Here is a 17,976-nt window from a genome sequence, read left to right as displayed (position 1 = left end):
TGAATGAAGCTCAAGGGTGACCAGCAGACGTCGCGCGCTTTGAACCGAAGGCTGATCCTCAACATGATCCGCGCCGACGGCCCGATGAGCCGGGCGGAGATGGCCATGCGCAGCGGCCTTAGCCCGGCGGCGGTGACCTTCGTGGTCTCCGAGCTGCTGAACGAGAATATACTGGTCGAAGGCGAAGCCAGTCTTGGTGCACCAGGGCGGCGCCCCATCCCAATCAAGATAAATTATGCAGGCCGGCTCGTTGTCGGGCTGAAGTTGATGGTGGGTGCGATCGACTGCGTACTTACTGATCTCGCCACGACCCCGCTTGTCTCCAGGCAGGTCACAGTTCGCGACCCCTCACCGCAAAGCACGGTAGAGGCCTGTGCCACGGCCGTCAGTAAATTGCTTGCGGATCGCAAAGCACCGGCAGGAGCACAGCTCAGCGGCATTGGTATCGCGGTGCCCGGGGTGATCGACCAAGGCGTCTGCCGGCTCAGCCACCGGTTCAACTGGGTTGACGTGCCGATCGCTGCTATGCTTGCCGAGCGTGTCCATGTGCCAGTTTGGGTTGATGATGACACGAACGCCTTCGCCCTTGCACAGCAATTGTTCGGCCTTGGTCGGCACCATCGAACGGTGGGGGCCCTGGCCATAGGAGCCGGCATCAGTTGCGCGGTGGTGATCGACGGAGCCGTGCACCACGGCGCGAGCGGGGCTGCGGGAAAGCTTGGCCATTCGATCTATGATCCGGACGGCCCACCGTGCGAATGCGGCCGACGCGGCTGCCTGCAGGCTTTTTTCTCGGAACCGGCATTGGTCAAGCGATGGCGGGAGGCCAAGGGCATGTCTGTTGAGGTTACTCGGCACGACATGCTTAAGGCAGCACAGGCCGGCGAAGACATGGCTGTGAGCCTTTTGCGCGAAGCGGGCGAAGGGATCGGCAGGTTCTTGGGCGGCTTCTGCAACATCATCGATCCTGAAGTGATTGTCGGCGGCGGCGAAGCTGTCACGTTCGGTGACTATCTCTTCGAGCCCATGCGGGGCACCTTGAAACGGCATGCAATGTGGATGCCGCCGCCGATCACGCCGGACTGGACCGATGACTCCTGGGCTCGCGGGGCAGCGGCCCTCGCAACCCAAAGGCTATTCGATTTCGAAAGCAGGGCCGGAGAAACGAGCAGCATTGCATAGGACGCGCGGCTGGAAGGTAAGGTAGCAGAGCAGCAGCCGTCTTTGCGCTGTCTCCGGCAGTTATCCGACAGAGTGGAAACTACCTTCCAGCAAGATTGTCGCCATAGGCTCGAGCGGATTGGCGATCCGCGTATCATGCACCTCGATAAGTTTGCGCGCGACGGCGGCCATGTCGACGAAATAAACTCCGACCTTCGCCGGCAGGAAGCGCGCCAGGCGCGTGTTGTCGCCGACAACGATGTGAACATCGCGGCCTGGCGTAAGACCCCGCTTGCCGAGAGCATGCAGCGCTCCCAGAAGGCCTAGTTCGTTTGCACATGCCAAGCCGGTGGGTGGATCTGCAGTCGCCAGTAAGCGATCGAACCAGGCCGCGCTTGATTCCATTGTGAAGGTGCCGTCGCCGATCAGCGACTGGTCGACCGGAATACCGGCTTTGGCCATCGCCCTTGCATATCCGGCAGAACGCATGGCGCTTGCCTGATCCTTCTGAACGCGAGAACAATGCGATAAGGCCACGACGTTTCGATAGCCACGGTTGATGCGATAATCTAGCCAATCATCGGCATCAACTGAGAGACCGAATGCTTCGCGTCACCGTAGAACATGCGGGTGTTTTCTTTATAGAATAGAGGGTTTTCGATACCCGAGTAGCCTGTTCCCTGGCCACGCTTGGACACGAACACTTGCTTGGCTTTCCACACTTCGAGCACCGGCATGCCGGCGATCGGGGAACCTGCATCCTCCTGTGCCGCCGGGTTTACGATGTCGTTCGAGCCAATGACGATGACCACGTCCGTCTCGCGGAAATCGTCGTTGATCTCGTCCATTTCCAGGACAATGTCATAGGGAACCTTGGCCTCCGCCAGCAGAACGTTCATGTGTCCCGGCAGTCGCCCCGCGACGGGGTGAATGGCGAACCGAACACTCTTTCCAGCAGCGCGCAGCTTACGACACAGCTCTGAGACTGCCTGCTGCGCCTGGGCTACTGCCATTCCGTAGCCCGGCACGATGATAATGCTATCGGCATCGTTTAACGCGGCCGCGACGCCATCCGCATCGATTTCCAGTTGTTCGCCTGCGATCTTCATCTGGCTTCCTGCGGCTGCCCCAAAACCTCCGAGGAGGACTGAGACAAAGGAGCGGTTCATCGCTTTGCACATAATGTAGGAAAGGATCGCGCCGGAGGAGCCGACTAAAGCGCCGGTGACAATCAGAAGATCATTCCCGAGCGTGAAGCCGATTGCCGCAGCGGCCCAGCCTGAATAGCTGTTCAACATCGAGACGACAACCGGCATGTCCGCACCGCCTATGCCCATGATCAGATGGTAGCCGATAAAGAAGGCAGCGAGCGTCATAAGGACCAACGTCCAGGCACCCACGCCGCTGGTGTACATGACCAACAGGATAAGCGAGAGGGCCGCGGCGCTGGCATTGAGTGCATGCCCGCCGGGAAGCTTTCTTGCCTTGCCATCGACCTTTCCGGAAAGCTTGCCAAAGGCTACGACCGATCCGGTGAAGGTTACTGCTCCGATGAAAACTCCGAGAAAAACCTCCACCTTCATGATGGACAATTCGACGGGTGTCTTGTGGGCCAAAATGCCGGCAAATCCATCAAGCGCGGCGCGGGATGCTGCGTCCATTCCGGCTATCTGCCCGGCCGCTATATGGGCGTTGAAGCCGATGAACACGGCAGCAAGTCCCACGAAAGAGTGAAGCGCCGCTACAAGTTGCGGCATTTCCGTCATCTGCACGCGGCTTGCAACGCGGTGGCCGAACCCGGCGCCGATTGCGATCATCGGAAAGATAACCAGCCAATTGCCGACACCTGGGCTGACCACCGTCGCAACCACCGCCAGAGCCATGCCGACGATGCCATACCAAACGGCGCGCTTAGCGCTTTCTTGCCCCGACAGCCCACCGAGAGACAGGATAAAAAGAATGGCCGCGGCGACATAGGCGGCCGAAACGATACCGATCGTCATGATTTCATTCCTCCGTCATGACTTCTGGAACATGGCGAGCATGCGCCGTGTGACGAGGAAACCACCGACAACATTGACCGTAGCGATGAGCACCGAAACCGCGGCAAGGATCACCACCAGCAAATTGCCGGAGCCGATCTGCAAAAGTGCCCCCAGAATGACGATGCCGGAAATGGCGTTCGTCACCGCCATTAGCGGCGTATGCAGCGAATGTGACACCTTCCAGATCACCTGAAAGCCGATGAAGCATGCGAGCACAAACACGATGAAATGGTTCATGAAGCTCGCCGGCGCATATATTCCGAGCACAAGCACCAGGGCCGTTCCGACGGCGAGCAAGCCGACCTGGCTCCTCGTTTGCGCCCGGAAGACAGCAAGTTCGCTCGCCCGCTTTTCTTCGGGTGAGAGCTGTTTGTCTTTCTCCTTCGGCTTCTGGGCAGCGATGGCTTGAACCTTTGGCGGCGGCGGCGGATAGGCCACCTCTCCTTCAAACGCCACGGTTGCGCCGCGGACAACGTCGTCCTCCATGTTGTGGACGATCTTGCCGGCCTTGCCGGGTGTCAGGTCCGCGATCATATGGCGGATATTCGTTGCATAAAGCGTTGAGGCCTGCGCCGACATCCGGCTGGGGAAATCTGTATAGCCGACAATGACGACACCATTGTCCGAGACTATGCGCGCGTCCGGTACCGTCAGATCACAATTACCACCACGTTCGGCGGCCAGGTCGATGACGACCGAACCGCGTTTCATCGCTGCCACCATATCGGCCAGCCACAACTTGGGCGCTTCGCGACCCGGAATGAGCGCCGTCGTGATGACGATGTCGATTTCTGGCGCCAACTCGCGAAATTTGGCGAGTTGCTTTTGGCGAAACTCCGGCGACGACGGCGCGGCATAGCCGCCAGTCGCAGCCCCGTCCTGGTTCGCACCATCGAAGTCGAGGAAGACGAACTCAGCACCTATCGACTCAATTTGCTCTGCCACTTCCGGGCGCACATCGAAGGCATAGGTGATGGCGCCAAGCGCAGTCGCCGTTCCAATAGCGGCCAGTCCAGCAACACCCGCACCGATGACCAACACCTTGGCTGGAGGAACCTTACCGGCGGCAGTCACCTGGCCGGTGAAGAAACGCCCAAAATTGCTGCCTGCCTCAATGACGGCGCGATAGCCGGCAATGTTCGCCATTGACGACAGGGCATCCATTTTCTGCGCGCGGGAAATGCGCGGCACCATGTCCATCGCAATGACATTGGCACTCGTGGCCGCAGCCATAGCCAAGAGTTCCGCATTTTGCGCAGGGTAAAAGAAGGAGATCAGCGTCTTGCCTGACGTCAGTTGCCCAATCTCGGCGCGCTCCGGTGGGCGTACCTTGGTTATCACATCTGCCGCCGAATAGAGCGCCTTGGCCGTATCGAGGACCGTCACGCCGGCATTGCGGTAGTCCTCGTCCGAAAAGCCGGCCCTCGCGCCGGCGCCGGCCTCAATGAGGCAGACATGCCCAAGCTTTGCCAGTTGCAAGGCCGACTGCGGGGTCATGGCAACGCGCGCTTCGCCAGCGACTATCTCTTTGGGCGCACCAATTTTCATTGCTTCCTCCCATTGGGCCGAGATCAGCCTTGTTCGTGTCAAGGGTGAGCCAATTTCGAAGGTCGGCACGCCACCAAAAGAAGTGGGACCAACCCTGCGCCGAAAATACCTAATTCAACTAATGATTGTTGCCTCAGTTGCGGTGCGAAGGTGCTCTTCGCTCACCCCATCGGCAAGTTCAACTATCTGCAGTCCCCCTGGAACCACGTCCAGAACCGCCAGGTTGGAAACGATGCGATCAACAACGCCCTTTCCAGTCAGCGGGAGGGTGCATTTTTTCAGCACCTTCGATTCGCCAGCCTTGTTTGTATGATCCATGACGACAACCACACGACCGACGCCTGCGACCAAATCCATCGCACCGCCCATTCCTTTCACGAGTTTCCCCGGGATCATCCAGTTCGCCAGGTCGCCTTCCTGGCTCACTTCCATGGCACCCAAGATCGCCATCGCGATCTTGCCGCCGCGGATCATGGCGAAGCTCGTGGCAGAGTCGAAATAGGAGGTTTGAGGCAGTTCGGTAATTGTCTGCTTGCCTGCGTTTATAAGGTCGGCATCCTCTTCTCCCTCACAGGGAAAAGAGCCCATACCGAGCATGCCATTCTCCGACTGAAGGGTAACGGATATTCCCTTGGGAATATGGTTGGAGACCAATGTCGGGATCCCAATTCCGAGATTTACGTACCAGCCGTCTTGCAGTTCACGGGCGGCGACCGCCGCCATTTGGTCTCGATCCCAAGGCATTACGCCTTCTCCCTGGTGCGAACGGTTCGCTGTTCGATGCGCTTCTCATGCCTCCCGGAAATCAGCCGATGGATGTAAACTCCAGGCAGGTGAATTTGATCTGGCTCGAGGTGCCCGACAGGCACGATCTCTTCCACTTCCGCAACGCAGATCCGGCCGCAAGTCGCAGCTGGCACATTGAAGTTTCGCGCGGTTTTTCGGAAAATCAGATTGCCCGACTCGTCGGCTTTCCAGGCCTTCACGATTGAGACGTCAGCAACGAAGCCGGTTTCCAGAATGTACGTTTGTCCGTTGAACTGCTTATGCTCTTTGCCTTCGGCTATGACAGTCCCAACACCGGTCTTGGTGTAAAAGCCGGCGATGCCGGCGCCTCCGGCCCTCATACGCTCGGCGAGTGTGCCCTGCGGGTTGAATTCCAGTTCGAGCTCGCCTGACAGATACTGTCGCATAAACTCGGCATTTTCTCCCACATAGGATGAAATCATCTTTCGGACTTGGCGGGTCCGCAACAAAAGACCCAGACCGAAATCGTCTACGCCCGCGTTATTCGAAGCGATTGTCAAATCCCTGACGTCACTATCCCGTAGGGAACTGATCAATAATTCAGGAATGCCGCACAATCCGAAGCCGCCGGCGGCGATCGTCATGCCATCAAACAACAACCCATCGAGCGCTGAGGCGGCATTTGAGTAAACCTTATTCATGGCAGTTCCTTCGAGGCACCCTGAACGGTTGGCCGTGACCCGTTTGTAATGTGGTCGAGTGATCCACTACACGCGCGCACTCGATCGACCGGGCGTATGATTCCGATCGATCGAGATATCTGGATAGGCCGAGCAGGCCTTCTGCTGAGCGCCTACCGCTACCTCAAAGCTTTGAGAGCGTGTCCTTCAACCACACCGCCGAAGCCTTGCCGATCCTCTCAAGATGGTCAGGCTTGGTGTAAAGGCTCATATGATCGACCCCGCCAACCGAAACAAAAGTCTTGTTTGGGCACGGGATGGCGTTGAACATCTCGATCTCAAGGTCAGACGAGGTGATATTGTCGCCCTTGGCAATCGCAACCAGCACAGGTGTTTCATAAATGCGCTCCGCGTATGGCTTAGCCTGATAGCGCAGGAGCCACTCAACTGACTCAATCGTCGTCCAATGTTCGTGGAGAGGTGCCTCCTTTTCCTTGATCGCCATAAACCCGGAGTAAATATGCGGGAACGGCCAAGCGGTAAGCTCTTTGGCTGGATCCGCCTTCGGAGACTGCGGGATCGTGGCACCGGCCTTGCCGGCATATCGATTGTTGCGATCCTCCGCGACCAGTCGAAGGAGTTCCGCGAATCTCATTTCCCCGTGGCACCGCCTCAGAGTAAGATAGCCATCTACTACGGGGACCGCGGAAATGACGAAGGCGAGGCGTGGTTCGATTGCACCGGTGATAATGGCGTGTCCGCCGGCATAGGAGATGCCCATGAGACCGATCCGCCTGGGATCGACCCCTTCAAGTGTCTCCGCGAAGGAAACAGCGTTTCTTATGTCTTCAATCTGCTCCCAAGGGTTAAGGTTCTGGCGTAGATCGCCTTCGCTTTCACCAAAATTGCGATAGTCAAAAGCAAGCGTGGCACAGCCAATTTCGAGAAAGGCTTTGGCGTAGTGCGGCAGCACAATCTCCTTCGTGTAGCACCAGCCGCCTGCCAGAACGACAAGCGGAACGTCGCCTTGTGCGCCATCGGGACGAGTGAGAACTCCCCGGATCGTATAACCGCTGCTCTTGAACTCGACCCTTCGTTCCACGCTACGTCCTCCATGACTAGTATCGCCAATACCGCCGGTAGCTTCGCGACCGTCTAGCTGTCGGAAGCGGTAGCGTTGGCTAGTGGCAACAATAACGAATTCGCCGAAGCGCGACGCTGCCCGAGCTGCCAAAAGCTACGTTGCAATGGTCATTATTGGCTCAATGGGGTCATCTGAGCGCTGAGCACCTGTGCCCCACAGCCAACGCTTGCGCGAATTTCAGGGGTGACCGCGCGCATACCGATCCCGATACGTGCGCGAGGTCGTCGAGTTGGCCTTGGCTGCCAAACGATGGCCGTCAGCTTAAAGCCCGAGGACATAGATGCGTTGGCTGTCGCCGGCGGGGAATGCGAAGGGATTTCCACCCTTCAACGCCTTCAAATGGATCAGCCGCATTTCGAACAGGCAATCATTTCCTGCTTGCTTGGAAAACTATCCGCCCACCTCTCCGGCTCCAAGGGCGGCAGGACTTGCAGTGTATCCGCTTGGCGTGAGCCCGGTCACGCGCCGGAACATCGCAGAAAACGCAGCCGGTGTTTCATAACCCAGGTCGCCCGCAATCAACGTAACCGGTTCGCCCTGGTCAAGGCGCGACGACGCAACAGCGACCCGTACTTGTTGTCGCCACGTCAAGAAAGTCATCCCGAATTCCGATTGAAACCGACGAGCAAGTGTTCTTTTCGAGGCGCCGACCAGCGATGCCCATTCGTTGAGGCCGCGATGACAACCCGGATCGTCAAGCAAGGCCCGGCAAACCTTGCTCAGACGTTTGTCTTGCCCTTGCGGGAGGGGTAACCCAACTGGCAGAGCATGCTCGCTCTCGCGCATAAGAGCTCCAAGTTCATCGACAATAAGTGATAGGATTCGCGTCTTGAGCTCGCAGGTGTCATGGTTCGTTGCGGAATTCACACTCCGCAGGACGAGTTCGCGCAGAAGCGGGCTTACGGAGATCAGAACTGGCTGGGGTGAAAAGTCATCGGGTATAGCATCTGGGGAAATATAAACCGTCCTCAGTTGGACAGCGCCACGAGCACGCATCTGATGGTCGGTCGCGGGCGGGATCCACACCGCCCGTTGGGGTGGAACAAGCCAATACTTATTACCCGATGTAACCTCCATCACGCCGGTCGTAGCATAGATCAGCTGCGCACGTCGGTGGGAATGTCGTGCAACTTCATCGCCATTTTGGAAACTCATCCCTCGCACCGCAATGCAGCGCTCATGATCTGCGTTTTCCAACATCTGATCCTCCCTATCTTTCCAAACTCGGTGCCGTCTGCATCGTTATCCCCCCGATAACACGCGCAAAAATCGAAAAACCTCCAAAATCACGAAAGCTGCGCGCCAAGGCGAGCCTGATGCCAAGCCTGCACAAAATTGGGCAGGCCGCGCGCGGGTCGTACCGGCTTTGTACCATGCAGGTCCAAAGACGGTGAACGCAGCCACGCAGAGTTGCGGGTGGCCGCGGATGAGTTGCTACTCGCCCTATGCTCGTCGTGACCCACAATGCCGCCCAAGGGTCAGGCGATGACCGGCGTCATTTGATCCATCGCCCACTTGACAGCGATTGCCGACAAGGAATGACCCGTTGCAGCATCGTGCCGGCCGGTCACGCCAATTTGCCGCGCACCAAGCTCTTTGAGCATGTCAATCATAATCTCGATACCGTTGTTGTAGGTTTCGTACGAGCTATCCCCGAGGCCGAACGCAAAGAACTGAAGTGAGGAAAGATCCGGACGAGTCACGACCAAGGCATCGTAAAAAGGCTGCGCGGTCTCGGGCAACTGACCTTCACCGTAGGTGGAGGAAATGACGACGACACGGCCGAGGCCGCCAAGTTCAGCAGGATCAACGGCCTCCATGCCTATAGCGCGAGGCTCATAGCCCTGGCTTGTCAGCACTTCAGTCACAGCATCGGCCACGACTTCCGAGTTTCCGCTCTCCGTACCATAAAGCACCGTAATCATGGTTGTTTGCTCCCTTGTCTGGTGCGCTGTAGTGAGCACTCGCCAACGCATCGGGTGACAAATGTCATTAGCGACGTCGGCGCATGATTTAAGACCCGGCAACCGCTATCATTTCGGATACGCTTAGGATTTTGCGACGGCAGCGACCTTGCGCGGCGTCGCATCGCTCCCGATCATCGATCCTGCGCCAACCCTGGAAAGGGACGGCAAGATGGCCGATGTAGTTCGCGATGGCATCGAACCCGCGGCTCTTTGCCCGAAGCTCACCGGACGTGAACTTGCTGCAGATGAGTTCCACTACCTCCTTGGCGTCGCGCCTGTTAGCCGCTATTGCGCCCTTCCCGCCGCTGTTTAGCCAGCCGACCCGAAAAACATTGTCGCCACTGCATCGATCTGCAAGCGCATCATCGGCAGCCATAAAGCCGATCGCCGCAATGACCCGGTCTACCTTCAATTCCAGGGGCTCGGGCGACGCAGATCGTACCAGCAGGCAGTTTACGCCATCTACCGATCGTATCGCCTCCGGCTTGGCCGAAAAGTGAAAGGTCACTTCAACGGATTTCCGGGAAGGATCATCCACATTGCGCGGAACATTTCGCCGGGCGTCAGAAAGCAAGGCACTTACGCTGTCACCTTCGGCGCTATCGAGGCCGGTTGCGTTAATCCGGACATGCTCCAGAGCAACGATTTCCTTGAGCATTGCCAAGTCGAATTTTGTCTGAGCAGGCGGCGACCTTCCTATGACGTCGATCCGCTTTATGGCATCAGTTCGGATCGCGCTAAGGCGATCATCAGCGATGTCGGATCCTGTAAAGTCCTCATGGCGCTTGCACAGAATGCGAATAACGTCCATCGCGACATTGCCGTTGCCAACTATCGCGATGCGCTCGCCCAACGGCATCGCTCCACCGTCGGGAAGCCTGGGAATATCAATGTTAGGATGGCCGTTGAGTGCTTTGAGAAGTGACCCGGCCCCCACGACGGAACATTCGACGTCGTTTTGCAAATTCAGTTCGCGGTCGCGGTCCAGACCCGTGGCCAGAACGACAACATCGAAGGCCTCGCGGATCTGCTCGAAGGAAATATCTCTCCCTACGGTCACGTTTCCGGCAAATCGGACGCCATCGCGCTCAAAAAGGCGGTCGAACTGCTGAATGACCGCTTTCGTGCCCTGATGATCAGAGGCCACCCCATACCGAACCAGCCCATAAGGAACCGGCAGCGCTTCAATGATAATTATCTCCGAGCCTGGCCACGTCTTCCTTAGAAATTGGGCAGCATAGCAGCCGGAAGGGCCGCTGCCGATGACTGCGACACTCGGATGGTTCGCGTGCATACTTCGTGTTCCCCTTTGGCTTTTCTACGAAGCAGTATAGTGGCTGGCATACTAACGTTCGTTAGCTTTCTGTCAACACTTTTTCAGCTTTTCCTCACCAAACCGTGACCTGGATCATCCATTACATCCGAATTCAAGCGATTGATGGCCGCCAGGACTGCGCGGCCATCGCCTTCGCGCAAACCGCCGAGGGGCCGTTTGCAAGCGCCGCCGCACGCGCCACCTGTGTCGTCATAGAGCTCAGCTCGCGACGGTTCGTTTCCATAATCCGCGTACCAACTTGAGGCCGCCAGGCGCCATCATCTCCATACTTCAACGGTCGTCCACGGTGAACGCTGCGAAATGTGTGACCCGCCTGCGCTTAAAACTGGGAGGTCTAGCGAGCCGCGCATGGCCGCGCGAGGGTTTCGAAAATAAACCGTTGCTAACTAGCGTTAGTTTGTGCTTAGTCTATTGGTGGAAATCGAGCCGCGGAAAGCGCACATGACCCGGCCAGCATCCTGATCAGCAACTACACGATAGAAAATCCGCAAATGCGGGGGAGGAAAACATGAACGTGCAGACAACTGTAAATTCGATGGAAGCGCGCGACATCAATTACGTCCTGCATTGCCATACCAACCACGTCAAACACAAAGAAGTCGGCCCGACGATCATTGTACGCGGCGAAGGCGTCTTCGTTTACGACAACGATGGAAATCGCTTTATCGAAGGCATGTCCGGCATGTGGTCGGCGGGACTTGGCTTCAGCGAGAAACGGTTAGCTGATGCAGCAATGCGTCAGTACAACGTTCTGCCATTTTATCATACATTTTGGCACCGTTCGACGCCGCCGACCATCGATCTTGCCGAGAAGCTGATAGAGATGGCGCCGGTGCCGATGAGCAAGGCGTTCTTCAACGCATCCGGCTCGGAAGCCATCGACACCGTGATCAAGCTGCTGTGGCATCGCTCGAACGCGATGGGTGAGCCGAAGCGCAAGAAGATACTTTCGCGCAAGCGCGCCTACCATGGCGCAACCATCGCTACTAACAACCTGACAGGGCTGGATGGCAACCATCTTGGTCACGATTTGCTTATGCCCGTGGTGCGCTTGAGCTGCCCCCATTTTTACAGTGAAGGTCTGCCTGGTGAGACCGAGGAAGAGTTCGCGACACGTCTCGCGGCCGAGATGGAAGAAACGATTCTTGCAGAAGGTCCGGAAACGATCTGCTGCTTTATCGCTGAACCCGTCAATGGCGGCGGTGGCGTCATTGTGCCGCCGGCGACGTATTGGGAGAAGATCCAGGCTGTCCTGAAGAAGTACGACATACTGTTCGTAGTCGACGAGGTCATTTGCGGTTTCGGTCGCACCGGCAAGATGTTCGGCACTCAGACCTTCAACCTGGAGCCTGACGTTCTGGTCTATTCCAAACAGCTGACGTCATCCTACATTCCCTTCGCCGCATTCCTCTTTAACGACAAGGTCATGGGCCCGATCTATGACGCGAGCGAGAAATATGGCGGCATGTGGCACGGTTTCACGACCTGCGGCCATCCGGTAGCCTGCGCTGTGGCTTTGGAAACCATTCGTATCATCGAGGAAGAGGAGCTCACTGAAAACGCCGCGGCCATGGGTGAACGCCTGCGAGCGGGTTTCCGGCAGTATCTGAGCCACCCGCTTGTCGGCGAGGTTCGTGGCGTTGGTCTTTTGGCCGGGGTTGAACTTGTCCTCGACAAGGAAGCAAAAACTGCCCTTGGAACCATCGGGGATCTCGGTGCAATGATGGCCGATCGGATGCAGGCCAACGGGGTGATCACGCGGCCGACCTATGACGCGGTACTGTTTTCTCCCCCGATGATCATCAATGCCGAAGAGGTCGACATGATCGTCGAGGCCTTTGGCAAATCGCTCGACGAAGTTCTCCAACAGGTGAAGCGGCTGAAAGCGTGAAAGCGGAAGGGCTGAACAGGTTCTGCGGACCCGTTCAGCCCTCGTGCTTACGGCTGTTTTGGGGGGCGAGAATACGCCCTGATGGCCTGTGGCGGCCCGCCGAAGTTACTGGACGCAACGTTGGCTAGGATTGAGTGAGCGGCGGCGACATCTCAGCCTCGAGTGCGAGTTGCGATTGCATGATGTCCAGGACAGGCTTTGCGACCTGAAAGAGTGGACGTGACTTTGCTTTCAATTCCAGTGGCTGCTGAAAAATCGCCGGTAGTAGAAAAAGTAACGACAGGAACCACTGCCATGAAATCACGAGCAGCCGTTGCCTTTGCGCCCGGAGAGCCCCTCAAGATCATTGAGATTGATGTCGAACCCCCGAAGAAAGGCGAAGTACTGATCCGTATCACGCATACCGGAATCTGCCATACCGACGCCTTCACCCTTTCGGGCAACGACCCCGAGGGACTGTTCCCGTGCGTTCTGGGCCATGAAGGGGCCGGCATCGTGGAAAGTGTCGGGGAAGGCGTCACGTCGGTTGTGCCGGGAGATCATGTGATCCCGCTTTATACCGCCGAGTGCGGCGAATGCCTGTTCTGTAAATCGGGCAAGACCAACCTTTGCACCTCGGTGCGTGCCACCCAGGGCAAAGGGGTCATGCCAGACGGCACAACCCGTTTCAGCTACAACGGCCAGCCTCTCTATCATTACATGGGCTGTTCGACCTTTTCGGAATATACCGTGGTAGCCGAGGTGTCGGTCGCAAAGATCAATCAAAGCGCTAATCCTGAACACGTCTGCCTGCTGGGTTGCGGGGTGACCACGGGCATAGGTGCGGTGCAGAATACGGCCAAGGTCCAGCCAGGCGACAGTGTCGCGGTTTTCGGCCTCGGCGGCATTGGGCTGGCAGTGATTCAGGGCGCCCGGCAGGCCAAGGCTGGCCGCGTCATCGCCATCGACACAAATCCGGCAAAGTTCGAACTGGCAAGAGAGTTTGGCGCCACCGACTGCCTGAATCCCGTTGATTTCGAGAAACCGATCCAGCAGGTTATCGTCGAAATGACGGGCTGGGGCGTTGACCATTCGTTCGAATGCATCGGAAATGTAAACGTAATGCGGGCTGCGCTTGAATGTGCGCATCGCGGTTGGGGTCAGTCCGTCATCATCGGCGTTGCGGGCGCAGGTCAAGAGATTTCAACCAGGCCGTTTCAGTTGGTAACCGGGCGCAAATGGATGGGCACTGCGTTTGGCGGTGTCAAAGGGCGCTCACAACTGCCTGGGATGGTGGAAGATGCTATGAAGGGCGCAATCGATCTCGAACCCTTTGTCACCCACACTATGGGCCTGGACGAGATCAACAAGGCTTTCGATTTGATGCACGAGGGCAAGTCGATCCGCTCGGTCGTCCATTACTGACCGACGGGCACCGGCCGATAGAAAACAGGTCGCTCCCCAAAGCCCGTGCTTTTCCAACGGAGCCATGGCATGGGGATTATCTGCGCACAGCCGACCGTGCAGATCCTCCGCCGATAGTCTTTTCGAAGGCTCGGGCAACCCTCGAGACGATGGCGATTCGCTCTGGGTATCGTGGCTCGGGTAAGGTCCGCCGTTTCGTTCGACCCGAACAGCCGCCTGGAGCAGTTCCAGGAAAAATGTGAAACGGTTTTCCGTCCGGAATTGCGTCAAAACAAAGAGTTAGAGCAGTTCTCCGTTTCCGTGAAACGGTGAAATGATCTGGGTGGGATGAATAAGGGAATTCATCCCGCTCCAGTCGATAGGACTGCTAATCTAACCCACTTAGACAGAGGATTAACGCTTCAGATATGGCTCGACTAACGGGTTAGAAACGCATTGATCACCTTGGCGGCTTTCTCAGGCTGCCCCCAGAAGAAATTATGCCCGAGCCCAGGAAAGCTTACGTACTTAGCGGCAGGCAGGAACTTTTTCACACGGGTTTGGCGTGATTGAACTCCCGACAGCTATTCCTGCCATCAGCTCTTGACCTTCACGATAGAGATCGGAAGATTCACATAGGCTCGCGAGCGGTCCGTGTTGTCCATTTCAGGTACACCACGGATTTCAAATCTTTCGACCAGCTCGGCAAGCGTATCTAGTACAACCTCGACCTCGGTTCGGCTGATGATCTGGCCAGCACATTGATGTGGCCCCATGCCAAAGCTCACATTCATCGCGGCCTCGGGAGCGCGATTCATGTCAAGCACGTCGGGATTGGGAAATGCTTCGGGATCTCGGTTCGCCGAATCGATGATGAACTTGACCCGTTCTCCAACCTCGATCGTCTGGCCCTGTATCTCGAGAGGCTCACGCACCCAGCGTGCGAATGACAGTTCTGGGGGATACAGCCGAAAAATCTCGTTGAGTATGCCGGTTCGCAGTTCCGGCTTGCTGCGGTAAATCTCATATATCTCAGGATGCCGGGCGAAATGTTGGATGGCAGAGCTGATGATGTATGATGGGTTGTGCCCTCCGGACGCCCAGAACAGGGCCAGGGTCTGTTCGACTTCGGCTGAGGTCATCTCCCCTTTGCTTTCCGCCTCTAGAAGTGCGTCCGCCATGCCGGTTCCTGGGTTCACGCGCTTCCATTCAAGCATTTTGCGCATCCGACCCAGCTGGTAGTCGAAGGCCTCCGTTGCTTTTTTGATTACCTCCTCGTCAGCCTCGGCACTGAGGGCAGCCATGGTGCCGTGCATCGAGAAAATCACCGGCTCGAAGTCATCCGCGGGAAGCTGGAGTGCCCCGCACATCGCCGAATGAGTGGGGCCTACACCGAGATACATGTTCGCGTCGAACACCTCGTGGTCCTTAAGCGTGGCAATCTGATTGCGGACAAAAGCCTCCGCAATTTTCGACCACTCCTTAACGAGTTTAGGTGTGAACCACTTGTTCCCACGTCGACGCATTTCGGTATGCTGGGGCGGATCAAGGCCGAGCACTGTCGTGCTAAGCGCGGCCCACGGCCCTTTGGGAACCCATTCCGGGTCCACAATGCTCAGCGAAGGCAGTTTGCCAAATTTGACCACATCGTCATAACGCGTGACTACGAAAGTCCCATCGAGCGACCGATAGATCGGCCAATCTTTCCGCGCGGTCTCATACCAAGGATAGGGGTTTTTGATATACTCAGTATCGCCCCAGGGTAGAATGTCCTGAGCCTGATCTCGCATCAAGTTCATGTTTTCTCGTCTCCTCTCCATCCTTCACGTCGCGCGAGCCCCCTGCCCTTTTTGCTTTGTCTTCAATCCAGGCCGACCGTGCTTCGCTGATGCCGCACAGCGTTGGGGATCTACGCCCGCTTGCTAACGATTGTTAGTTAGTATCACCAACGAGGGGCTATTACAATTTGATTGTGGCGTGGCGGCACTTCGACGCCTCTAACGCCAGCACATGTCGGCCGTTCTGGCGCGACGTTGGCAGATGCTCGTTCCGGCGATGCGGCCTGGCAGGGATTTCCGAGGGCTGGTTATAGATTCAACGATTTGGAAAAACGCAGCCGTTTTCGAACTCGAGAACGGGTCGGTCGCAATTCACGCAACAAGCCCGCACATATGGATGATCCGGCCGCATGTTGTCTTTGATCTGCGGTTCTAAAACTGGCCGACAGGTTAAGGGCAGTTCTCACTCATCATGCCGGCTGGCGCGTCAAGAAACCTTGAGCAAATGCTGTGCGGCGTAGCGCGCGAAATAGCTGATAATCAGGTCGGCGCCGGCGCGGCGGACTGCACCCAGTGTCTCGAAGATGGCGGCGTGTTCGTCGATGGCGCCCGCAAGAGCCGCGAACTTGATCATCGCATATTCGCCTCCAACCTGATAGGCGACCAGCGGTAGATCGCTTTGCCTACGCAGGTCAGCCAACGCATCCAGGTAAGGCAAGGCTGGCTTCACCATAGGGAAGTCGGCACCTTCCAGTTCATCGAGACGCGACTCTCTGCGTGCTTCGCGCCGGTTCATGGGGTCCATCTGATACGCGAGACGATCGCCCTTCAAAGAGCAACCTGCCGCAGCGCGGAAGGGGCCGTAAAAGGCAGAGGTGAATTTGGAGGAATAAGCCATCACGGGGATCTGATCGAATCCTGCCCCGTCGAGTGCCGCGCGGATAGCTGCGACCTGTCCGTCCATCATGGCTGACGGCGCAATGATATCGGCGCCGGCTTGGGCAGCAGTTATTGCCTGCTTGGCCAAGTTGGCAAGACTTCGATCATTGTCGATCTGCCCGTCAATTTGAACGCCGCAATGGCCATGATCTGTATATTCGCAGACACAATTGTCAGTGATGACAACCATACCGGGGACCGCAGCCTTTGCGATCCGTGCCATACGCGCCATCAGGCCGTTTGAGTTCCAGCTGTCACCGCCCTCGGCATCCTTGTTGTGGGAGACACCAAAAAGCATGATGGCATCGACTCCATCATCGGCGATCGCCGCAACCTCGTGCGCCAAAGCATGCTCTGGTATCCGGTTCAGACCCGGCATTGTCGTGATCGCAATCGGCTTGTCGATTCCTTCTTCGACAAACACCGGGTAAATCAAATGCTGCGGAGCAAGCAACGTTTCACGCACCATCTGACGCAATTGCGGGGTTCGCCTAAGGCGCCTCATCCTTGTCGTCGGAAACACTGCGCTATCCTCTTTGCCCTTACCTTGGATAGCGGCAAAGATGCACCCGCGCTGTGTGGCGCTGGCCAATTCATATTGCGTTCAAGTCATTTCACACGGCGCGGCGCCGAAGGCCTCTTGGAACCCGTTGGCACCATGATGGTGCGACAAAGCACGGTGGCTTCGTCAAGAATGCGTTCAAGGCTTGATTCGGAGCCATCCCAATCCGCCCAGGAGTGCACAGCATCAATCGAGGCGAAGGCCTGCCGAGCGCTAAGACGACAGTCGTGGAGCCCAAGAGCTTCACCAGCCGCAACATAAACCTGGATGCATATTTCAAGCCAAGAGTGCATCTCATTGCGCAATTCGATCGGCAGAAACTTTCCGATCCGGTCTGAAGCAACGATCATGTCCCAAAGGTAGTTCTCTCGGTTCAACAAATTCGTCCGACAATGAAGCCGCACAAGCAGGTCGAAGAATGTGTCGGGATCGCCCGCGCTGATGGTGCCGTTCAGAACCTCAAGTCCAAAGACACGTGCCTGCCAACGCAAAGAGTAAGAGATAATCTCTTCTTTTCCGCCTGGAAAGTGAGAATAGATGCTGGGTGCCTTTAGATTCAGTTCGAGTGCAAGACTCCGCATCGTGACTGCCGAGTATCCTTGGGCAGCCGCGAGTCGAAGGAAGACCTTGAGGATATGAACGCGGCGGTCACTGACAGCATCCCAGTTGAATGCCTCGACAAATGAATTCATGTCAGCGAGGGCTTTGCGAATAGGCTCGGACACATCCATGTTGGGTTTAATGCCCGTTCTTCTCGCCGCCATATACCTTTTCCCTGACCAATCTGACCGACAA

The 17,976-nt window shown here is 57.1% G+C and carries 15 protein-coding genes; 3 read left to right on the top strand and 12 right to left on the bottom strand.

The window, feature by feature from the left end; genetic code table 11:
• Positions 1-3 precede the first annotated feature (3 nt).
• Positions 4-1,182: an ROK family transcriptional regulator gene (locus EN874_RS24425; RefSeq protein ID WP_127426955.1), complete on the top strand. Its 1,179-nt coding sequence runs from the start codon at positions 4-6 to the stop codon at positions 1,180-1,182.
• Between the two features lie 60 nt (positions 1,183-1,242).
• On the opposite strand, the gene EN874_RS24420 is transcribed toward EN874_RS24425, so the two are convergent.
• From EN874_RS24420 to EN874_RS24380, 9 genes are all read right to left on the bottom strand, one after another.
• Complete coding sequence (locus EN874_RS24420) at positions 1,243-1,722, bottom strand: substrate-binding domain-containing protein (protein WP_281061450.1); 480 nt, start codon at positions 1,720-1,722, stop codon at positions 1,243-1,245.
• 8 nt (positions 1,723-1,730) lie between these two features.
• Positions 1,731-3,164: an NAD(P)(+) transhydrogenase (Re/Si-specific) subunit beta gene (locus tag EN874_RS24415; RefSeq protein ID WP_127426954.1), complete on the bottom strand. Its 1,434-nt coding sequence runs from the start codon at positions 3,162-3,164 to the stop codon at positions 1,731-1,733.
• Positions 3,165-3,179: 15 nt separating this feature from the next.
• On the bottom strand, positions 3,180-4,754 hold the full coding sequence (locus EN874_RS24410; protein WP_127426953.1) for a Re/Si-specific NAD(P)(+) transhydrogenase subunit alpha: 1,575 nt from the start codon (positions 4,752-4,754) through the stop codon (positions 3,180-3,182).
• 114 nt (positions 4,755-4,868) lie between these two features.
• Positions 4,869-5,498 carry a 3-oxoacid CoA-transferase subunit B gene (locus tag EN874_RS24405; RefSeq protein WP_127426952.1) on the bottom strand — a complete coding sequence of 210 codons (630 nt, stop codon included), beginning with the start codon at positions 5,496-5,498 and terminating at the stop codon, positions 4,869-4,871.
• Positions 5,498-6,202: a CoA transferase subunit A gene (locus tag EN874_RS24400; protein WP_127426951.1), complete on the bottom strand. Its 705-nt coding sequence runs from the start codon at positions 6,200-6,202 to the stop codon at positions 5,498-5,500. Before EN874_RS24400 ends, EN874_RS24405 begins: the two co-directional genes overlap by 1 nt.
• 163 nt (positions 6,203-6,365) lie before the next feature.
• Positions 6,366-7,283, bottom strand: coding sequence for an alpha/beta hydrolase (locus EN874_RS24395; protein WP_210236003.1), 918 nt, complete (start codon positions 7,281-7,283; stop codon positions 6,366-6,368).
• Positions 7,284-7,715: 432 nt separating this feature from the next.
• A complete protein-coding gene (locus EN874_RS24390) occupies positions 7,716-8,525 on the bottom strand; it encodes a helix-turn-helix transcriptional regulator (RefSeq protein WP_210236002.1) in 810 nt (269 codons plus the stop codon).
• 278 nt (positions 8,526-8,803) lie between these two features.
• Entirely contained in the window at positions 8,804-9,250 is a 447-nt protein-coding gene (locus EN874_RS24385) for a flavodoxin domain-containing protein (RefSeq protein WP_127426950.1), read from the bottom strand.
• A gap of 88 nt (positions 9,251-9,338) precedes the next feature.
• The gene (locus tag EN874_RS24380; protein ID WP_127426949.1) at positions 9,339-10,586 is read right to left on the bottom strand and encodes an FAD-dependent oxidoreductase; all 1,248 of its coding nucleotides are present in this window, start codon (positions 10,584-10,586) and stop codon (positions 9,339-9,341) included.
• A gap of 550 nt (positions 10,587-11,136) precedes the next feature.
• On the opposite strand from EN874_RS24380, the gene EN874_RS24375 reads away from it, so the two are divergent.
• Positions 11,137-12,519, top strand: a complete 1,383-nt coding sequence (locus EN874_RS24375) for an aminotransferase (RefSeq protein WP_127426948.1) — start codon at positions 11,137-11,139, stop codon at positions 12,517-12,519.
• A 294-nt stretch (positions 12,520-12,813) separates the two neighbouring features.
• Positions 12,814-13,923 carry an S-(hydroxymethyl)glutathione dehydrogenase/class III alcohol dehydrogenase gene (locus tag EN874_RS24370; protein ID WP_127427015.1) on the top strand — a complete coding sequence of 370 codons (1,110 nt, stop codon included), beginning with the start codon at positions 12,814-12,816 and terminating at the stop codon, positions 13,921-13,923.
• 575 nt (positions 13,924-14,498) lie between these two features.
• Here EN874_RS24370 and EN874_RS24365 read toward each other — a convergent pair.
• The 3 genes from EN874_RS24365 to EN874_RS24355 form a co-directional block, all read right to left on the bottom strand.
• Complete coding sequence (locus EN874_RS24365; protein ID WP_168247582.1) at positions 14,499-15,701, bottom strand: cytochrome P450; 1,203 nt, start codon at positions 15,699-15,701, stop codon at positions 14,499-14,501.
• A 466-nt stretch (positions 15,702-16,167) separates the two neighbouring features.
• Entirely contained in the window at positions 16,168-17,142 is a 975-nt protein-coding gene (hemB, locus tag EN874_RS24360) for a porphobilinogen synthase (RefSeq protein WP_281061449.1), read from the bottom strand.
• Between the two features lie 86 nt (positions 17,143-17,228).
• Positions 17,229-17,945, bottom strand: a complete 717-nt coding sequence (locus EN874_RS24355) for a TetR/AcrR family transcriptional regulator (RefSeq protein ID WP_168247581.1) — start codon at positions 17,943-17,945, stop codon at positions 17,229-17,231.
• Positions 17,946-17,976: the final 31 nt, after the last annotated feature.

This window comes from Mesorhizobium sp. M1D.F.Ca.ET.231.01.1.1, assembly GCF_003999155.2.
Classification (GTDB): Bacteria; Pseudomonadota; Alphaproteobacteria; order Rhizobiales; family Rhizobiaceae; genus Mesorhizobium.
The sequence above is the reverse complement of the archived record's forward strand: the minus strand, read 5'-3'. Positions and strand labels throughout refer to the sequence as shown.